This window comes from Paractinoplanes ovalisporus (assembly GCF_016834655.1).
Classification (GTDB): Bacteria; Actinomycetota; Actinomycetes; order Mycobacteriales; family Micromonosporaceae; genus Actinoplanes; species Actinoplanes ovalisporus.
Map to the genome: position 1 here is coordinate 267,203 of NZ_JAENHP010000006.1, position 17,878 is coordinate 285,080.

The window sequence follows — 17,878 nt, forward strand, 5'->3', positions numbered from 1 at the left end:
AAATTTACTTTGACGCGAACGGCGTTCGCTAGTAGAACGGTGTTCGTATCATACGAACACCGTTCGTCAGGGGTCTCATCATGTATTCCGTAATCGAAGCGGAGCAACGAACGCCGTACCGCTGGCGCTGGGTCGCGCTCTTCGTGATCCTCGCCGTCGAGGTGATGGATCTGCTCGACGCGCTCGTCACCAACATCGCCGGGCCGGCCATCCGGGCCGAACTGGGCGGCTCCTACAGCCTGATCCAGTGGCTCGGCGCCGCCTACACGCTGGCCATGGCGATCGGCCTGCTCACCGGGGGCCGCCTGGGCGACATCTTCGGGCGCCGTCGCCTGTTCCTGATCGGCGCCGCCGGGTTCACCCTGGCCTCGCTCGCCTGCGGCCTGGCCCAGACGCCGGGCCAGCTGATCGCCGGGCGGGCGATCCAGGGCCTGTTCGGCGCGGTGATGCTCCCCCAGGGCCTCGGCATGATCAAGCAGATGTTCTCGCCGGCCGAGCAGGCCAAGGCGTTCGGCGCGTTCGGCCCGGTCATGGGCCTGTCCTCGGTCGGCGGCCCGATCCTGGCGGGTTGGCTGGTCGACGCCGACTTCTTCGGTTCCGGCTGGCGGATGATCTTCTTCATCAACCTGCCGCTCGGTGTCTTCGCGGTGATCGGCGCGCTGCGGTTCCTGCCCGAGTTCAAGAGTGAGCGCGTGCCGCGCCTCGACTGGCTGGGTGTGGTGCTGGCCGCGGCGGGCGCGTTCCTGCTGCTCTATCCGCTGGTGCAGGGTCGCGAGCTGGACTGGCCGGTCTGGTGCTTCGTGCTGCTGGCCGCCGGCGTCGCCACCTTCGGGTTGTTCTCGATCTATGAGGCCCGCCGGGATCGCCGTGGGCTCGACCCGCTGGTCACGCCGAGCCTGTTCCGCAAGCGTGCGTTCAGCGGCGGCCTCGCCGTCGGGCTGGTGTTCTTCGCGTCTCTGATCGGCACCGGCCTGGTCTTCACCTTCTATCTGCAGATCGGCCTGGGCTATTCGCCGCTGAAGGCCGGTCTGACCACGCTGCCGCAGGCCCTGGGCACGGTGGCCGGCTTCGTGGCGGCCGGTTCCGGTCTCAGCGAACGCCTCGGTCGCAGACTGCTGCTCATCGGCACGGCCGTGATGATGGCGGGCACGGCCGGGTTCATGCTCACGGTCTGGCTGGCCGGCGCCGCGATCTCCCCCTGGCGGCTGATCCCGGCCCTGGTCGCGATCGGCGCCGGCATGGGCCTCGCGATGGCGCCGTTCTTCAACATCGTGCTGGCCGGCGTGGACGACGAGGAGACCGGTTCGGCCTCGGGCGCGTTGACCTCGGTGCAGCAGCTCGGCGGGGCGTTCGGCATCGCGGTGCTCGGCACGATCTTCTTCGCGCTGGTGCCGGGCCAGGTCGCCGCGCACGTCGACCCGTCGTCGGCCGAGCTCCAGTCGGTGCTCACCACCGCGGGCGTGCCCGCCGACACGCAGAACGCGGTTGCCCTCGGTCTGCGTGACTGCCTGCGGGACCGGGCCGGTGAGGACGATCCCGACGTGGTGCCGCCGAGCTGCCGGTCGGCCGCGGCCGATCAACCCCAGGTGCGTGCGTACGCCGGTGAGCAGGTCCGAGCCGGCTTCCAGGACGCGACGGTGCTGACCGCCGGGGTGGCCCTGCTGTTGCTGGCGTTCGCCTTCGGCCTGTCCTTCCTGCTGCCCCGCAAGGCGCGGCCCGACGCCTGATCGCCGTTCAGGCCGAGCTTGGGATCGTGGGCAGGCCGGCCTCGCGCCACGCGGCGAAACCGCCCTCGAGATCGGTCGCGCGGGACAGGCCGAGATCCTGCAGGGCGGCCGCCGCGAGGCTGCTGGTGTAGCCCTCCTGGCAGGTCACGATCACTTCGAGGGCGTAACTGTCGGCAAAGGACAGCCGGGCCTCGCTGCGCGGGTCGAGCCGCCACTCCAGCACGTTGCGTTCGATGATCACGGCGCCCGGGATCTCGCCGAACTCGGCGCGCTGGGCGGCCGGGCGGATGTCGACCAGGACCGCGCCACGACCCACCGCGGCTGCCGTCTCGAGCGGGCCGACCCGGTCGAGACGGGCCCGCGCGTTGGCCAGGATCTCGTCGATGCCCAGCGACCCGGGCGGGGCCACGGTCACCACTGCGCACCGGCCCGTTCCACCGTGAGCACCTCAAGGCTCTCGGGGCCGACGCGGTATTTGGTCATCGTGGTGAGGGCCGGCCCGTAGACGTGGACGCTGACCGCCGGCCGGTGACCGCGGTTGGTCATGCGGTGCACGTGGTGGCTCCCGAACCGGCGGCCGGCGCCCTCGCCCAGCTCACGGGCGGTGACCCGGGGCGCGTGGCCGTCGGTCAGCGACACCGTGTCCTCGGTCAGGGTGCCGCCGAAGACGTGGAACGCGCCGGCCGAGCCGCCGTGGTCGTGCCACTCGGTGCCCTGCCCCGGCAGCCAGGTCAGCAGCCACACCTCGTAGTCGTCGGCGACGTGCAGCCGGTGGTACCAGCGGTCGACCGGGTTGAACCGCGGCGCGACCGCCCACTCGTCGGGCTCGGTCGCGAAGCGGGCGGCGATGGCGAGATGGTCGAGTCGGGTGTCGACGGCGGTCACGGAAGCTCCTCGCTTTGCATACATTGCCTATCAGTCCTATAGGTTTACCGCCACAGTGCCGTCCAGGATAGCGGGAATCGCACGTGTGTGGCGGAAATCAGCCGATCAGGGTTGCGCGCCGCTCATCGGCACGCGCAAGCGCAGGTCAGCTCGGACAGCAGGCGCTGGCGCACCGCGCCAGATCAATCGCCAGGTCGGCGATGAGAGGGATACCCATCCGCTGCATGGTCAACATGGTGGGCGCTTTCGACCGTGATCGTCAAACGGCGTCCAGAATTCGGGAAGCGCGGTAGGTCACCACCAGCCGCGGCGTTTGGCCCAGGTCAGCAGGAGGGCCGACATCACGGTCATGATCGCGAGGATGGCCAGCAACGGGCCGGCCTGGGTGCGGTCGTTGACGATGATGTTCATGCCGTAGATCGACGACAACGCCGTGATCGGCAGCGTCACCACCGCGATCACGGCCAGCCGCTCGGCCGCGATCGTCATCTTGGTCTCGGCCCGTACGCGGTAGAACTCGATCACGCCCTGCAGGTATTCGCGCTCCCCGTCGGCCAGGGCGCGGATCCGGGTGAGCTGGTCGACCACGTCGTTGATCAACCGCAGCTCCTCGGGCGGCACCCGGGTCTGCAGCGCGGCCACCCGGCCGTACACCTCGGCCCCGAGCGCGCCCATCGTGCGCACCGCGAGCAGGCCGTGCCGGGCCTGGAACAGCTCTTCCAGGAACTCCTCGGGGTTGCCCATGTGGCCGCCGGTGACCCGCTGCTCCAGCTGCCACACGTCGGAGGTCAGTTCCTCGATGAAGGCCTCGAGCCGATGGGTCAGCGCTGACGTGATCGCATGGGACAACTCGAACGGGGAGGACGGGCGGAATCGTCCACTTTCGAGCCGGCGTTGGACGGCCGATGTCTCGCGGAGTGCGACCTCGATCGGCAGATTCGGATTGATCGGCCCGTGCACGGTCACGACGTATTTATCGCCGATCAACTGATCGAGTTCGAGATAGTGGACATGCCCGGATGGTCCGCGTTCCGGACCGTGCAAGATCAGGAGTTGTTGATGCGGATATATCCGGACACGAGGCACGCGATTTCGTTGCATACAGTCACGGACGGCCAGAGGGTGGCAATCTAACACGTCGGTCAGCATCGCCACGGCTTCGTCACTGCATTCCGGAATGTCCACCCAGACAAGGGTTTCCGGACGTTCCAGGAGACCGGCCACATCGGCCACCGAGTGTCTCTCGACGGTGTGGCCGTCGAGTGCGAGGACCGTGATCGCGGCCATGCTCACACGCTAGACCTGAAAGAAGCTCGCGGCACTTAGCCTCTTTCCTGACAGCAAGTGAATCCCGCCCTCCGGAGTCGTCTCGATACGCTCAGTCAGCGAAATTCGTCTTTTCCTCACCGGATCGGCTCAGCGCCTCAGCCGTTAAGGCGGAAATCGCGCTGAGCAGGCGCTGTGGAATCGAGAAAGCTATATGGTGACGTCGCCGCCGAGAACCGGTGCCGGAGGCAACCTCGCCCGCTCCCGGAAGAACCCCCGATCAACGAGGACGGACAAGTGTTGAAGTCACGCCGCGGCCTCCTGGCCGCCGGCCTTGCGATCGCCGTGATCGGCGCGATTGGCGTCGCCTCCACGGTGAATGCGGGTGCCGACCAGATCGCGAGTCCGCCCGAGGCGAGCTCCGCTCCGGCCGACGCCGACGCTCCCGACTCACAAGCCCCGGCTGACGAAGTCGTCGCCGACGATGTCGCTGTCAAAGAGCCGCCCAGACTGCCCTGGGGCGACACGCCCAAGAAGCTCAGGAAGGGCCGCGGTGGCGCGTCCAGCAAGTCACTGCGCGACCAGGGTCTCTCCGCCGCCCCGCCGGACGCCAGCGGCTCGGTGATTCCGGAAGGCGTCGAGGCGCCGAAGGGCCGCAGCACCCGCACCAGCGTGCTGCGCACCGAGATGACCGACGCTGTCCCGCCGAAGCCCCTGGGCCTCAAGGCGGAGGAGAACAAGGTCAACTACATGTACAACGTCGGCTCGCAGGCCGCCGACACCGCCGGCGTCTACGCCAACATCACCATCGGCCGGCCGGAGCTCGACAAGACCGACTACCACACGCTGGCCGAGCTGGCGCTGCAGTCGGCCGACGGCCAGCAGGTCGTCGAGGTCGGCTGGACGGTCGACCGCCTGGTCAACGGTGACGACGACCCGCACCTGTTCGTCTTCAGCTGGATCAACGGCAAGCCGACCTGTTACAACAAGTGCAACTGGGTCCAGTCCGAGGGGTCGATCGCCCCGGGCGCGACGCTGACCTACGGCGTCACCAAGAAGTTCGGCATCCAGTACTACGAAGACGGCTGGTGGATCGCCTACGACACCGACTGGATCGGCTACTTCCCCGAGAAGCACTGGAACGCCGAGGGCGTGAAGTTCAACCGCTCCGGGTTCGTCCAGGTCTTCGGCGAGGTCGCGGCCTCCAAGGACCTGTCCTGCACCGACATGGGCAACGGCACCATCTCGGCCAAGGACACCGCGGCCCGCGTTTCGAGCGTCACCTTCGTCGAGGGCCCGACGGTCGAGATGTACATCCGCAGCACGGCCGAGAAGGCCTATCCCGTTTCGCAGCTATCGACACGCTCCTTCCGGTACGGGGGTCCCGGCACAGGAGTCTGCGGCTAGTCGAGGCGCGACATGTGACGCGATGCCCGGTCCCGGCGAGGGGGACCGGGCATCGTTCTTTATTCTGAGAGACCCTGTCCAGGGGCGATCGAACCGAGTTCACCGTTGCGGTGTACAACGTGGTGGCGAACCGGAGTTCGAGAAGGCGGGCGGGATGAGGCGACGGGTGAGCCCCGACGAGGAGCTGATGACCGCGCTCTACACCGAGCACTACGCGGTCCTGCTCAGCTTCGTCCTGCGTTACGTGCATGATCGGCATCGCGCGGAAGACCTCGTACAGGAAACGCTTCTGCGGGCCTGGAAGCACATCGACCACCTGGACACCGACCCCGGCCGCACCCGGTCCTATCTGCTGACCATCGCCCGCAACGTGGTCACCAACGCGTGGCGGGCCGAGCAGCGCCGCCCGCACCTGGTGGCCGACGAGGCCGCGGTGAACGCGATGCCGTCGGCCGACAACGTCGACGAGATGGTCGAGGGCTGGCTGGTGGCCGAGGCGCTGGAACGGCTCTCGGCCGATCACCAGGCGGTGGTCCGGGCCATGTACTACGAGGGCCAGAGCGTCGCCGACGCCGCTCGCAAACTCTCGGTGCCGGAGGGCACGGTCAAGTCCCGGGCGTATTACGCGGTGCGGGCGTTGCGCACGGTGTTCGAAGAGATGGGGGTGCTGCGGTGAGCACCGACCACGACGAGCTGCACCGGCTGCTCGGGGGCTATCTGCTGGGTGGGCTCGACGAGGCGGACACCGACCGGCTCGACGCCCATCTGCGCGACTGCGACCGCTGCCGCGACGAGCTCGACCGCCTGGCCGCCGTGCCTGAGCTGCTGCGCCGCCTGCCCGAAGCGCACCGGGAAGAGCCGGGTGTCGCGTTCTCGCCGGTCAGCATGTCGGCCAAGCCGAGCCAGGAGAACATCGACGGCCTGTTGCGCCGGATGCGGGCCGAGCAGTCCCGGCAGAGCCGGGTGGCCGGTGTCCGCTGGTTGGCCGCGGCGGCCGTGGTGCTGGTCGCGGTGGCGATCGGCTTCGGCGTCCTGCGCGGCAACCGGGAGAACCGGCCGCCTCAGGTGCTGCCCAGCCCCGAGTTGGTGACCGCGCAGTTCCAGCCGGCCGAGGGCAGCGGCATGGCCGGTCAGGCCGTGCTCACCCCGAAGACGTGGGGGGTGTCGGTGGCCCTCGACGTGAGCAGGCTCAAGGGCCAGGGCCCCTTCCACTGCGAGGTGCGCGGCCTGTCGGGGCAGGTCGAGCAGGCGATGGTGTGGGGCCCCACCCCGAGCGGCAACGCCAAGGTGATCGGGGCCAGCTCGATCCAGCTGACCAATGTCAGCCGGATCGAGGTCCTGGACCACGACCGGCACGTGCTGGGCACGGCCGATCTTGAATAGCGGCGTGGCCCGCGAAGAATAGCTACGTGACTCTTCGGAGCCGTACGAGATAGGTCTGGGCCACCACGACCAGGGCCAGGAACGCCCCGCTGATCACCTGCTGCCAGTTGCTGTTCAGATTGCCGACCTGGTTGATCAGGTTCTGGATCACGCCGAGCAGCAGCACACCGGCGATGGTCCCGGCGATCGTGCCGGCGCCACCGGTGAGCAGCGTCCCGCCGATCACCACGGCGGCGATCGCGTCCAGCTCCATGCCCGTGCCCAGCACGGTCACGCCCGAGCCGAGCTTGGCCGCGTTGATCGCGCCCGCGAGCCCGGCCAGCAGACCCGAGAGAACATAGACCCAGACCTTCGTACGGCGGACCGGCACGCCCATGAGGCTAGCCGCGTCCTCGCTGCCGCCGACCGCATAGATCGAGGCGCCGAAACGGCTGCGGGCCAGCACCACGATGCCGATCACGACGAGCGCCGCCACGATCCAGACCTGGTAGCCGATGTCGAGGAACGAGCCGTTGCCGAGTTTGCGGAACGCGTCGTTCTGCACCAGGTAGGTGTTGGAGCCCTCGGAGCTGATCGCCCGCATGAGCCCGCGCGCGCCGAGCAGCGCGGCCAGCGTCACGATGAAGGGCGCCATCCGGGTGTACGCGATGAGGAGTCCATTGGCTAGGCCGATCGCCCCGCACACGGCGAGCGGCAGCAGGAACGCGGCCAGGATGCCGTACTGCGAGGCCCACGCGGCCAGCACGCCCCCGAGCACATAGAGCGACCCGACCGACAGGTCGATGCCGCCCGTGATGATTACGAAGGTCATGCCGAGAGCGATCAGCATCGGCGGCGCGGCCGCGACCAGGATCGTCGCCGCGTTGTCGAAGCTGCGGAAGTTCTCGAAGGTCGCGAGCGCGATCAGCACCACGACGATGAGGACCGCGAGGGCGCCCTGCCGCTGGATCGTGCCGACGATGCGGTCGGTGCGCTCGGCCTTGCGGACGTCCTCGGCGACGATCGCCGGGGTTTCCGGTTCCGAGACGTTCGTCATGGTCACCGGGTCTTCCTCTCTCGGGCCACGTAGACCGCGATCAGAATGATCACGGCCTGCACCATCTCGGTGGTGGAGGGCTGCAGGTTGTGCTTGATCATCGTGGCGATCACGAGCTGCATGAGCAGGGCGCCGGCCACCGTGCCCAGCACCCGGACCTTGCCGCCGGTCAGCGGGGTGCCGCCGACCACCACGGCCGTGATCGCGGACAGCTCGATGAGCAGGCCCACCGAGGACGCGTCGCTGGACTGGATGCGGGCCACCGAGAGCAGACCGGCGATCGAGGCGAGCACCGCGCACACGATGTAGACGGTGATCAGCACCCGCTTGACCGGCAGGCCGGCCAGCTCGGCGGCGGGCCGGTTGCCGCCGATCGCCAGCAGCCGGCGGCCGAAGACCGTGCGGCGCACGACGAACCCGACGATCAGCACCATCGCGGCCGCGATCCAGACCAGCACCGGGATGCCGAGCAGGTCGCCCGAGCCGAGGTAGAGGAAGTCGGCGTTGCGGATGTCGACCAGCTTGCCCTCGCTGATCACGACCGCGAGGCCGCGGCCGCCGACGAACAGGGCCAGTGTCGCGACGATCGGTTGCAGGCCGACCCGGGCCACCAGGATGCCGTTGATGAAGCCGACGGCCACGCCGGCCAGCAGGGCGACGATGATCGCGGCGACCACGCCGTACCCGAGATAGAGCGGGATGAAGGCGGCCGCGAGCGCCATGACCGAGCCGACCGAGAGGTCGATGCCCTCGGTGCCGATCACCAGCGCCATGCCGAGCGCCACGATCACGATCGGCGCCACCTGGATCAGCTGGATGCGCAGGTTGCTCCAGGTCGCGAAGTACGGGGTGAAGAAGATGTTGTAGACGACCAGCAGCACGATCGCCGCGTAGACGCCGTACTTGGGCAGCCAGGCCTTGAGCCGGGCGGCGTCGACGACGGGCCGGGCCGCCACCGTTTCAGTGCTCACGGGGGGCCTCCGTAGCGATGGTCGACATCAGGTCCTCGGCGGTGACCTCGGCGCCGGTCAGGGTGCCGACCACGACGCCGTCGCGCAGCACCACCACCCGGTCCGAGCCCTCGACCAGCTCCTCGGCGTCCGACGAGACCAGCACGACACCGAGTCCTTCGGCGGCCAGTTCGTCGATCAGCGACTGCACCTCGGCCTTGGCGCCGACGTCGATGCCGCGGGTCGGCTCGTCGAGCAGCAGCACCTTGGGGTCGGTGGCGAGCAGGCGGGCCAGCAGCACCTTCTGCTGGTTGCCGCCGGAGAGGTCACCCACCGCCTGGTCGGGGCTGGACGCCTTGATCCGCAGACGTTTCATGTACTTGTCGACGATCTCGTCGATCTTCGCGTCCGAGACGAACCCGCCGCGGGACACCCGGGGGAGCACGGCCAGCGCGATGTTTTCGCGCACCGAGAGGCCGGGGACGATCCCTTCGGCCTTACGGTCCTCGGGTTGCACCGCCACACCCGCTTTCACCGCCCGTACGGGGGTGGGCTTCTTCAGCTCTTTGCCGTCGACCTCGATCTGACCGCTGTCCAGGTGGTAGGCGCCGCCGATGGCCTTGACCGTCTCGCTGCGGCCGGCCCCGAGCAGCCCGCCCAGCCCGACCACCTCGCCGGGGCGCACGTCGAAGCTGACGTCGTGCAGCTTGTGCCGGCTGTTCAGCTCGCGCACGCGCAGGACGGGCGCGGCCTCCTCGTCGCCGGTGGCCGATCCCGAGAAGGCGGTCGCGCCCTCCCGGCGTACCTCGGCCATGTCGCGCCCGAGCATGAGCGACACCAGCTTGATGCGCTCGAGGTCGGCCAGCTTGCCGGTGTGCACGAGCTTGCCGTCGCGCAGGATCGTGACCGCGTCGCAGATCTCGTAGAGCTCGTCGAGACGGTGGCTGACATAGACGATGCCGATGCCCTTGGCGTGCAGGTCACGGATGACGCCGAACAGGGTCTGCACCTCGCGCGGCTCGAGCGAGGAGGTGGGCTCGTCCATGATGACGACCTTGGCGTCGATCATGACGGCCCGGGCCAGGGCGACCATCTGCTGCGCGCCGAGAGCGAGCGTGCCCAGCTGGCGGCGGACGTCGGTGGTGACGCCATAGCCGGCCAGCACCTCGCGGGCCTCGCGGTCCATCCGGCCCCGGTCGATCAGGCCGAACGCGTTGCGGGGCTCGCGGCCGAGGAAGAGGTTCTGCGCCACGCTCATCAGCGGGACGAGGTTGACCTCCTGGTAGATGGTCGAGATGCCGGCGCGCTGGGCGTCCATCGGGGTGCCGAACTGCGCCGGCTGGTCCTGGTACTTCAGCTCGCCGCCGTCCGGCTTGTAGACCCCGGTGAGCACTTTGATCAAAGTGGACTTACCGGCGCCGTTCTCGCCGACGAGCGCGTGCACCTCGCCCGGTTGCAGAGTGAACGAGACCGAGTCGAGGGCGCGTACGCCCGGAAATATTTTCGAGACGTCGACGACTTCGAGCAACGCCATGCAGCTCTCCTGTTCGGTGCCGGGCGGGTGGTCAGGGAACCACCCGCCCGGTGGCTCTCCGCTACCCCAGTGGGGCCGCGTTGTTCCAGGTCACGTCGGCGTTGTAGCTGCCGGCGTTGTCCCATGTGTTGCCACCGCCGTTGGTGGCGATGTAAACCGCTTCGCCGTAGTGGCGCCAGTAGTAACCGGGATAGTTGATCGATTCGAGCGAGATGTTGCCCGATCCGCCGTTGAGGCCGGGCTGACCGCAGAAGGTGGCGTCCTGCTGGAACGTCGCCGAGCCGTCGTTGGTCGCCGTCTGCAGCCGGTAGTTGGCGTGCCGGAGGAAGCGGCCCGGATAGTTGACCGATTCGAAGGTGTAGCAGCTGTTGTCGGCCAGACCGGTGCGGACGGTGAAGGTGGCGTCCTGCCGGTCGGTGGCCGAGCTGCTGGTGCTGATCACGTCGGTGCGGGCCAGGCTGTCGCGGTGCCGCAGGTAACGGTTGTCGTAGCCGGCGGTGGTGACCCGGAACGACCGGCTCTGCCCGACGGTCAGGTCGGCGCCGCTGCGCCACAGCGGCGGACCGACGGCCCAGGTCGCGTCGTCGTTGAACGACCCGCCGGTGCTCGCCTCGACCCACACCTCTTCGCCGCGGTGCCGCAGGTAGCGGCCGGCGAAGTTGGCCGACTCGAGCGACGTGCCGCCGCCGGAGAGGCCGGGCCGGGCGCAGAACGTCGCGTCCCCGGCGAAGGATCCGCCGGTGTTGGCCTCGCGGTAGACCCGCGAGTCGCGGTGACGCAGGTACTGGCCGGGGAAGTTGCGCGACTCGAACGAGTAGCAGGACGCGTTCGACAGGCCGGCGCGCACGTAGTACGTGGCGTCCTGCCGGTCGGTCGTCGCGCTGGACGTCGAGATCACGTCGGTGCGGGCCGCGCCGCCGGCGTGCCGCAGGTAGCGGTTGGTGTAGCCGGGCGTGGTGACCCGCAGCGAGGCGAGCCGGTTCACCGAGAGCGTGGTGCCGTTGGCCGCGCCGAGGACCCGCAGGTTGACCTCGCGGACCCGGGCGAAGTCCATTTTGCGCACCTGACGGTCGTACGTGTAGAAGCCGTTGAGCTCCTCCTCCACGTCCGTCGGCTCGGTGTAGACGGATCCGGACAGGCCGTTGCCGTTGATCAGGTCGACCAGGCGGCTGGTGATCTGGATGTAGCGGTTGGTCAGCGCGGTCGAGTCGGGCAGCCACTCGTACGCGAACTTCCCGGTGGTCGGCCACTCGTGCCCGGCCGAGCGCAGGCCCAGGCCGCCGTACTCGCCGTTGACCACGAACCGGGTCGCTGTCGGCGGGCGGGTGATGCCCGGACCGACGTACATGTGGTCGTCGATGACGTCGCCGTTGCCCGGGTCGGGGTCGGAGTCGCAGCAGTTGGAGCCGGAGTTGTGGTTGACCATCCGGGTCGAGTCCCAGCTCTTGACCAGGTCGGCGATCCGGCCGGCGTCGTACTCGCCCCAGCCCTCGTTGAACGGCACCCACTGCACGATCGACGTGATGCCCTTGTGCTCGTCGATCATCTCCTTGAGTTCCTTCTCGAACCGCGTACGACCCACCGTCGACGGCTCCCGGCCGCTGGCCAGCGCGGGCATGTCCTGCCAGACCATCAGGCCCAGCCGGTCGGCCCAGTAGAACCAGCGGTCGTTCTCGACCTTGATGTGCTTGCGCACCATGTTGAAGCCGAGCGCCTTCTGCTGCTCCAGGTCGAAGCGCAGCGCGGCGTCGGTGGGCGCGGTCGAGATGCCGTCGGGCCAGTAGCCCTGGTCGAGCGTGCCGAGCTGGAAGACGAACTTGCCGTTGAGCGTCGGCCGGAGCACACCGCCGAGCATCGCCTTGCCCAGTGACCGCATGCCGAAGTAGCCGCCGACGGCGTCACCGCTGGCCAGGGTGACCCTCAGGTCGTACAGGAAAGGGTCGTCCGGGGTCCAGAGATGCGCGTTGGGCACCGGGACGCGGAACGACGAGCCGACCGTGCCGCTGGCCGAGCCGACCACCGTGCCGCCGGAGAGCACCTGCGCGGTCACCTGCTGGCCACTGGCGTTGGCGGCCTGCACGACCAGGTCGAGGCCGCCGGCCGACACGTTCGGGGTGGTGTCGAGCCGGGTGACGCGGGCCGGGTTGGTGGGTTCCAGCCAGACCGTCTGCCAGATTCCCGAGTACGGCGTGTACCAGATGCCGCCCCGGCTCAGGCGCTGCTTGCCGACCGGGATGTCCTGGCCGTTGGTGGGGTCCCAGACGCCGACGATGATCTCGTTGCTCCCGGAGCGGAGAGCGCTCGTGATGTCGTACGAGAACTTGTCGTAGCCGCCCTCGTGCGTGCCGAGCAGCGTGCCGTTGACCCACACCTTCGACTGCCAGTCGACGGCGCCGAAGTTGAGCTGCACGTTCTTGCCCGACCAGCCGGCCGGGACGGTGAACGAGCGCTTGTAGTACGAGTAGTCTTGGCGCCGCATGATCCCGGAGAGCGCGCTCTCGATCGGGTAGGGCACGAGGATCTCCTCACCGAGGGTCTGTCCCGTCGGCGGGGTGTTGATGTTCGACGCTCCGGCGAACTGCCAGATGCCGTTGAGGCTCTGCCAGTCGGTGCGCGTCAGCTGGGGGCGGGGGTATTCCGGGAGCGGGTTGGTGGTGCTGACCTGGTTGGACCACGGGGTGGCCAGCGGTGGTGTCTTCGGAACGAACGCTGCTGCGGGCGAGGCGAACGCCACGACCGCGCCGGCGCTGGCCGTGATGGCCGCTACGGCGAGGGCGAGGAGCCTCCGGGGATGTGCAGTCACGTTCTCTCTCCTTCGAAAGAGTGAGCCGTGCGAGGACGCACACATACTGACGTGATCGCACACGACGCAGCAATAGACGAACTTCAATCTTTCTTAACTGCGCGGAAACGGCCGCCGACGGCGTGGAGCAGTCGGGCGGCCGCAGCGGAACGAGCGGCGGCCGCGGGACCGGCCGGCCGCCGTGGGGGAACGGCCGGCGGGGCCGCGAGGATCGCCCGCGGCGCCGCCGGCGTCCGCTCAGTAAGCCGCGCTGATGTCCGTCTTGGCGTTGTCGGCGCCGTACTGCCGGTCCTGGATGATGATGTCCTGGCCGACCGGCTCACCGTTGAAGAACTTGGTCGCCGTCTCGAAGGCGAGCGGGCCGAAACGCGGGTTCGACTCGATCACCGCGGACGCCCAGCCGTCCACAATGGCCTGCACAGCGCCCTTGGTGCCGTCGATCGACACGACCTTGACGTCACCGGCCTTCTTGGCGGCGCCCTTGAGGGCGGTGATGGCGCCGAGGGCCATCTCGTCGTTCTCGCCGTAGATGCCGTTGATGTCCGGGTTGGACTGCAGTAGTTGCTCGGTTACTTTCTGCCCTTCCTCGCGCGAGAAGTTGCCCGTCTGTTCGAAGACGACCTCGATGTCCGGCGCGACCTTGGCGATCTGGTCCTTGAAACCGCTCGTCCGCAGCGTGGTCACGTTGTTGCCGGGCGAGCCGAGCAGGATCGCGACCTTGCCCTTGTTGCCCATCGCCTTGGCCATCTCGTCGGCCGCGCGCTTGCCCTGCTCGGCGAAGTCCGACCCGATGAAGGTCAGGTAGTCCTTGCACGGGGTGGCGTTGATCTTGCGGTCGATCGTGATGATCGGGATCTTCTTGGCCGACGCCTTCGCGAAGACGGAGTCCCAGCCGTCCGAGTTGAGAGGCGCGATGACCAGCAGTTGGACGCCCGAGTCGATCATCTGCTCGACGTCGCTGATCTGCTTGTTGAACTGTGAGTTCGCGTTCGTGAAGGTGGGGTTGCTGATGCCCAGCTTCGCCGCCTCGTCCTTGATGGACTGGGTCTCGGCGATGCGGAACGGGTTCGCCTCCTTCTCCGACTGCGAGAAGCCGACCTTGGCGGTCTTCAGGTCGATCTTGGTGCCGCCGTACTGGTCGATCGTGCAGGTCGGGCCGCCGGCGTCGGCTGACTGCACCACCTGGGCGCCGGCCGACGCCGGTGTCCCGGTCGAGGCCGTGTCGCTGTCCTCGGACTTGGCGCACGCGCTGACGAAGAGAAGGGCCGCACCGAGAATCGCGGCCGCCGGCCGCCAACTGCGGTGAGAAACGCTCATGACAGAGCTCCTTAGCGGTGGATGTGACATCGGGGAGTAACCACCTGGAAACACATTCACGCACTATCGAACTTTTTCTGTCAAGGCATGGCCCCATAGACGCGCAATAACGAACGTGTATCAAAGTCATCGATGCGCGGAGCGGCCACTCCGAACAGGATCAAACCATGGATGTCGATGTGCGCGCGACGTCCCAGCGCGCGGACATCGAGGCGTACAGACGCCGGGCCTCGTCGGGGCGCTCCCCGCTGAGCACCGCGGCGTCCTCGAGCGCCGCCGCGAGTTCGAGCACCCGGCCCACCTTGCGGTAGTGCGCGGCCGCGGTCCGGGCCGGCGCCGGATCACCGAGCAGCAACGCCTGGCAGCGCAGGTTGGCCGCGTACGCCCGGGCCGGTCGCACCTCGCGGGCGGCCTCGGTGGCGCAGATCGAGGCGGCCCGCTCGGCCACCTCGGGACGGTGGTGACGCTGGGCCAGCCGCAGCACGTCGGGCAGCCACTGGTGGCGCAGCATCATCGGCGCGTACGCCGGTTGCAGCAACGGGCCGAGCAGGTCGAGCGCCTCGGCCGGACGGTCCTGCTGCTCGGCCGCCAAGGCCCGCGCGACCAGCAGGAAGTCGCAGTTCTCGCGCTCGGCCTCGCTGGCCGGCACCGCGTCGGCGGCGCCCAGATGGGCGGCGGCCAGGTCGGGTGCGTCGCGGTGCAGCGCGATGAGGGCGGCCACCCCGTGCAGCAGCATCGTCACCGCGCCCGGCTCGCGCTGCCCGTGGAAGGTGATGCCCGGACCGTCCTCGGTGACCGCGCCCACCTCGGCCAGCGCGTCGTCCCAGCGACCGAGCCAGTAGTCCTGCACCGCGGCCGCCACCTGCAGACCGGCCGGGGCGCCGCGCAACGTCTCCTGGGCCTCGTCGAGCCGGTCGAGGTTCTGCAGCGAGAACAGCCGGTTGTCGAGCAGGTCGACATAGGTGCCGCCCAGCTCCGGGCGCCCGCGCACCACCTCGAGGGCACGGTCCACATGCTCCAGGGCCCGCTCGTGGTCACGCCGTATCGAGCTGGTCAGCCAGATCGTCTGCAGGGCGAAAGCGGTCTCGTACGGGCGTCCGGCCGCGGCCGCCTCGTCGTGCACGACCCGGGCCCGCTGCTCGGCCGCGTCCAGATCGTCGAGGTCGCCGCGGTGGAAGTTGGCCAGCAGCACCCGGTGCCGCGAGCGCCAGATCTCCGGCACCCGCTCGTCGTCCACCGCGTCACGCAGCATCGCCTCGGCCTCGGCCGTCTCGCCCCGCCGGTGACGCATCGTGGCCAGCAGCTGGCGCATCTCGGCCCGGTCGGCCGGATCGGTGGCGAGGCTCATCGCCTCCTCGGCCTGGTTCATCGGCGCCCGCCCCTGGCGGAACTCGAGCCGCACCAGGGCGACCAGCAGCACACCCCGCTCCGCGGCCGAGGGCAGCTCGGTGGCGAGCGTGCGCCGGATCAGGTCACCGGCGATCTGCGGCGCCCGGCGCACCACCGCCGCGTGGTGCTTGACCAGCCAGTTCAGCACCCACGAGTCGACCACCGGGGCGGAGGCGTTGAGCTGCTCGGCGACCCGGATCAGCGGGCTGCCGCCGGCCGCCAGCACCTCGGCCGCATGCCGGTGCAGGCCCGCGCGCAGGGCCGGGGGCACGCTCGCGACCAGGGCCTGCCGCAGGAACGGATGCCGGAACGCCAGGTCGGTGCTGCTGTCGACCAGCACAGCAGCCGCCAGCGCCTCCTCCAGCGCGCCGACCAGGTCGAGCGCCGAGCGGCCGGTGACGGCCACGACCTCGCTGACCGAGAACTCCGAGCCGAGCAGCGCGGCCAGCCGCAGCACCTCCCGGGTCTCGGGGGAGAGCACGTCGAGCGCGGCATGCACGGCGTCGAGCAGGGTCTGCGGGGGATCGACGGTGACCTCGGGACCGATGTCGGCCCGGCCGCCGCTGATCTCGACCGCGTCGCGCTGCCGCAACGCCGCGATCAGCTCGCGCGCGAAGAGCGGGTTGCCGCCCGAACGGGCCGCCAGCGCGCGCAGGTTGTCGCCGGGCGGGGCGCCGACCAGGGCGGTCACCATGCGGTCGAGTTCGCCGGGGGCGAGCGGGCCCAGGTCGAGCGGCATCCGCTGCCGGGCCAGCACCTTGCGGCGCAGGTCGGCCTGGTGCGCGTCGGGCCGGGCGGCGGCCACCAGCAGCAGCGGCAGCCGGGGGACCAGGCCGAGCAGCCGTTCCCACACTCGCACGGTCGCGCTGTCGGCCCACTGCATGTCGTCGACGACCAGCACGAGCGGGGACGAGGCGCACGCCGACCGCACGGCGGCCACGATGACGTCGTCGGCCGGTTCCTTCTCGAGCCCCAGGGCCCGCGACAGCACCTGCAGCGGCACGCGCGAACCCAGCTGGTCGGCCGCACCCCAGGCGACCCGGCAGCCGAAGCGGGCGGCGTCGGCGAACGCGTGGGTGAGCAGTTCGGTCTTGCCGATGCCGGGCTCGCCCGAGATCCACACGGCGTTGCCGATGCCGGCCGCGACCGAGCGCACCAGCCCCCGCAGGTGATCAATCTCGGCCACCCGCCCGACCCACGAGCGACCGCCGAGACCGTCACGCAGCGCCTTGGCGATCGGCGTCGGCACGATGGTGCGGTATTCGTGGGCGGCCCGGCGCGGGCCCCGGTCGCGGTCGCCGGCGCCGGCCAGCAGCTGCCGCTGGAGCGAGCGCAGCGCCGGCCCGGGCTCGATGCCGAGCTCGGCGACGAGCGTGCGGCGGGCCGTGCGGAACACTTCCAGCGCCTCGCCGTGCCGGCCGGCCCGGTGCAGCGAGCGCATCAGCAGTTCGTGGAGCGGTTCGTGCAGCGGGTGGTCGCGGACCAGCGCGGTCAGCTCGGCGATCAGCCCGTCGTCGCCGCCGGCCTCCAGGCGCAGCCGGGCCCGCTGCTCGGCCGCGGCCAGCCGCAGCTCGGCCAGCCGCTGGCGGTCGAGTTCGAGGAACGGGCCGGCCAGGGTGGCGTACGCGTCCCCGCGCCACAGCGCCAGCGCGTCGTCGAGCCGGGCGACCGCGGCGGTCGCGTCCCCGGCAGCCAGCGACTCGGCCGCGGCCGCCCGCAGACGCTGGAAACGGGCCGAGTCGAGGTCGTCCTCGTCGACCCGCAGCAGGTAGCCGCCCGAGCCGGTGCTCAGGCTCTCCGCCTTCAGCACCCGGCGCAGCCCCGAGACGTACGTGTAGATGCTGCCGACCGCGGTCGCCGGCGGCGAGTCGCCCCAGATGGCGGAGATCAGCTCGTCGCGGCCCACGACCCGGCCGGCGTGCGCCGCGAGCACCGCGAAGACCGCCCGCTGGCGCGCGGGACCCAGTTCGAGCTCGGTCTCCTGCCGCCAGGCACGGACCGGCCCGAGCACGCTCACGCGCACGTTCGCCACGTGTCCTCCCGGGTCGGTTCCCTGTCAACATCGAGGGAGACGGGCCGGGTGTCAATGGATAACACAAACCGCACTTACGGGCACTCATGAGCCCGCGTCCTTCCGTGCGGGCGCCGGCCTCTGCTGAACTGGTTCACCGGCCTTCCGCG

Annotated in this window: 13 protein-coding genes; 4 read left to right on the top strand and 9 right to left on the bottom strand. The window is 69.7% G+C overall.

From position 1 onward, the window contains the following. The first annotated feature begins 80 nt into the window (after positions 1 to 80). Positions 81 to 1,727, top strand: a complete 1,647-nt coding sequence (locus tag JIG36_RS21310; RefSeq protein WP_203378098.1) for an MFS transporter — start codon at positions 81 to 83, stop codon at positions 1,725 to 1,727. A 7-nt stretch (positions 1,728 to 1,734) separates the two neighbouring features. Here JIG36_RS21310 and JIG36_RS21315 read toward each other — a convergent pair whose 3' ends face one another. From JIG36_RS21315 to JIG36_RS21325, 3 genes are all read right to left on the bottom strand, one after another. Beyond that, positions 1,735 to 2,142 carry a rhodanese-like domain-containing protein gene (locus JIG36_RS21315; protein ID WP_203378099.1) on the bottom strand — a complete coding sequence of 136 codons (408 nt, stop codon included), beginning with the start codon at positions 2,140 to 2,142 and terminating at the stop codon, positions 1,735 to 1,737. Further along, positions 2,139 to 2,612: a cysteine dioxygenase gene (locus JIG36_RS21320; protein WP_307872830.1), complete on the bottom strand. Its 474-nt coding sequence runs from the start codon at positions 2,610 to 2,612 to the stop codon at positions 2,139 to 2,141. The genes JIG36_RS21315 and JIG36_RS21320 overlap by 4 nt, the downstream gene beginning before the upstream one ends. A 294-nt stretch (positions 2,613 to 2,906) precedes the next feature. Next, the gene (locus tag JIG36_RS21325) at positions 2,907 to 3,899 is read right to left on the bottom strand and encodes a magnesium transporter CorA family protein (protein WP_203378101.1); all 993 of its coding nucleotides are present in this window, start codon (positions 3,897 to 3,899) and stop codon (positions 2,907 to 2,909) included. Positions 3,900 to 4,175: 276 nt separating this feature from the next. On the opposite strand from JIG36_RS21325, the gene JIG36_RS21330 reads away from it, so the two are divergent. The 3 genes from JIG36_RS21330 to JIG36_RS21340 all read left to right on the top strand — a co-directional run bounded on the left by JIG36_RS21330 (position 4,176) and on the right by JIG36_RS21340 (position 6,668). Then, the gene (locus JIG36_RS21330; protein ID WP_307872831.1) at positions 4,176 to 5,285 is read left to right on the top strand and encodes a neprosin family prolyl endopeptidase; all 1,110 of its coding nucleotides are present in this window, start codon (positions 4,176 to 4,178) and stop codon (positions 5,283 to 5,285) included. 154 nt (positions 5,286 to 5,439) lie between these two features. Continuing rightward, complete coding sequence (locus JIG36_RS21335) at positions 5,440 to 5,961, top strand: sigma-70 family RNA polymerase sigma factor (RefSeq protein WP_203378102.1); 522 nt, start codon at positions 5,440 to 5,442, stop codon at positions 5,959 to 5,961. Next, positions 5,958 to 6,668: an anti-sigma factor family protein gene (locus JIG36_RS21340; protein ID WP_203378103.1), complete on the top strand. Its 711-nt coding sequence runs from the start codon at positions 5,958 to 5,960 to the stop codon at positions 6,666 to 6,668. The genes JIG36_RS21335 and JIG36_RS21340 overlap by 4 nt, the downstream gene beginning before the upstream one ends. Positions 6,669 to 6,690: 22 nt before the next feature. Here JIG36_RS21340 and JIG36_RS21345 read toward each other — a convergent pair whose 3' ends face one another. From JIG36_RS21345 to JIG36_RS21370, 6 genes are all read right to left on the bottom strand, one after another. Further along, positions 6,691 to 7,704, bottom strand: coding sequence for an ABC transporter permease (locus JIG36_RS21345; RefSeq protein ID WP_203378268.1), 1,014 nt, complete (start codon positions 7,702 to 7,704; stop codon positions 6,691 to 6,693). A 2-nt stretch (positions 7,705 to 7,706) separates the two neighbouring features. After that, a complete protein-coding gene (locus JIG36_RS21350) occupies positions 7,707 to 8,675 on the bottom strand; it encodes an ABC transporter permease (protein WP_203378104.1) in 969 nt (322 codons plus the stop codon). After that, the gene (locus JIG36_RS21355; protein ID WP_203378105.1) at positions 8,665 to 10,188 is read right to left on the bottom strand and encodes a sugar ABC transporter ATP-binding protein; all 1,524 of its coding nucleotides are present in this window, start codon (positions 10,186 to 10,188) and stop codon (positions 8,665 to 8,667) included. Before JIG36_RS21355 ends, JIG36_RS21350 begins: the two co-directional genes overlap by 11 nt. A 61-nt stretch (positions 10,189 to 10,249) precedes the next feature. Further along, positions 10,250 to 12,991 carry an AbfB domain-containing protein gene (locus JIG36_RS21360; RefSeq protein WP_203378106.1) on the bottom strand — a complete coding sequence of 914 codons (2,742 nt, stop codon included), beginning with the start codon at positions 12,989 to 12,991 and terminating at the stop codon, positions 10,250 to 10,252. 237 nt (positions 12,992 to 13,228) lie between these two features. Beyond that, positions 13,229 to 14,308, bottom strand: coding sequence for an ABC transporter substrate-binding protein (locus tag JIG36_RS21365; RefSeq protein ID WP_203378107.1), 1,080 nt, complete (start codon positions 14,306 to 14,308; stop codon positions 13,229 to 13,231). Between the two features lie 160 nt (positions 14,309 to 14,468). After that, positions 14,469 to 17,729, bottom strand: a complete 3,261-nt coding sequence (locus JIG36_RS21370; protein WP_203378108.1) for an ATP-binding protein — start codon at positions 17,727 to 17,729, stop codon at positions 14,469 to 14,471. Between the last annotated feature and the right edge of the window lie 149 nt (positions 17,730 to 17,878).

Excerpts from the sequence above, each read along its gene's own strand:
- JIG36_RS21345 (WP_203378268.1), bottom strand. The coding sequence starts at position 7,704 with ATGACGAACGTCTCGGAACCGGAAACCCCGGCGATCGTCGCCGAGGAC.
- JIG36_RS21325 (WP_203378101.1), bottom strand. The coding sequence starts at position 3,899 with ATGGCCGCGATCACGGTCCTCGCACTCGACGGCCACACCGTCGAGAGA.
- JIG36_RS21335 (WP_203378102.1), top strand. The coding sequence starts at position 5,440 with ATGAGGCGACGGGTGAGCCCCGACGAGGAGCTGATGACCGCGCTCTAC.
- JIG36_RS21355 (WP_203378105.1), bottom strand. The coding sequence starts at position 10,188 with ATGGCGTTGCTCGAAGTCGTCGACGTCTCGAAAATATTTCCGGGCGTA.
- JIG36_RS21310 (WP_203378098.1), top strand. The coding sequence starts at position 81 with ATGTATTCCGTAATCGAAGCGGAGCAACGAACGCCGTACCGCTGGCGC.
- JIG36_RS21365 (WP_203378107.1), bottom strand. The coding sequence starts at position 14,308 with ATGAGCGTTTCTCACCGCAGTTGGCGGCCGGCGGCCGCGATTCTCGGT.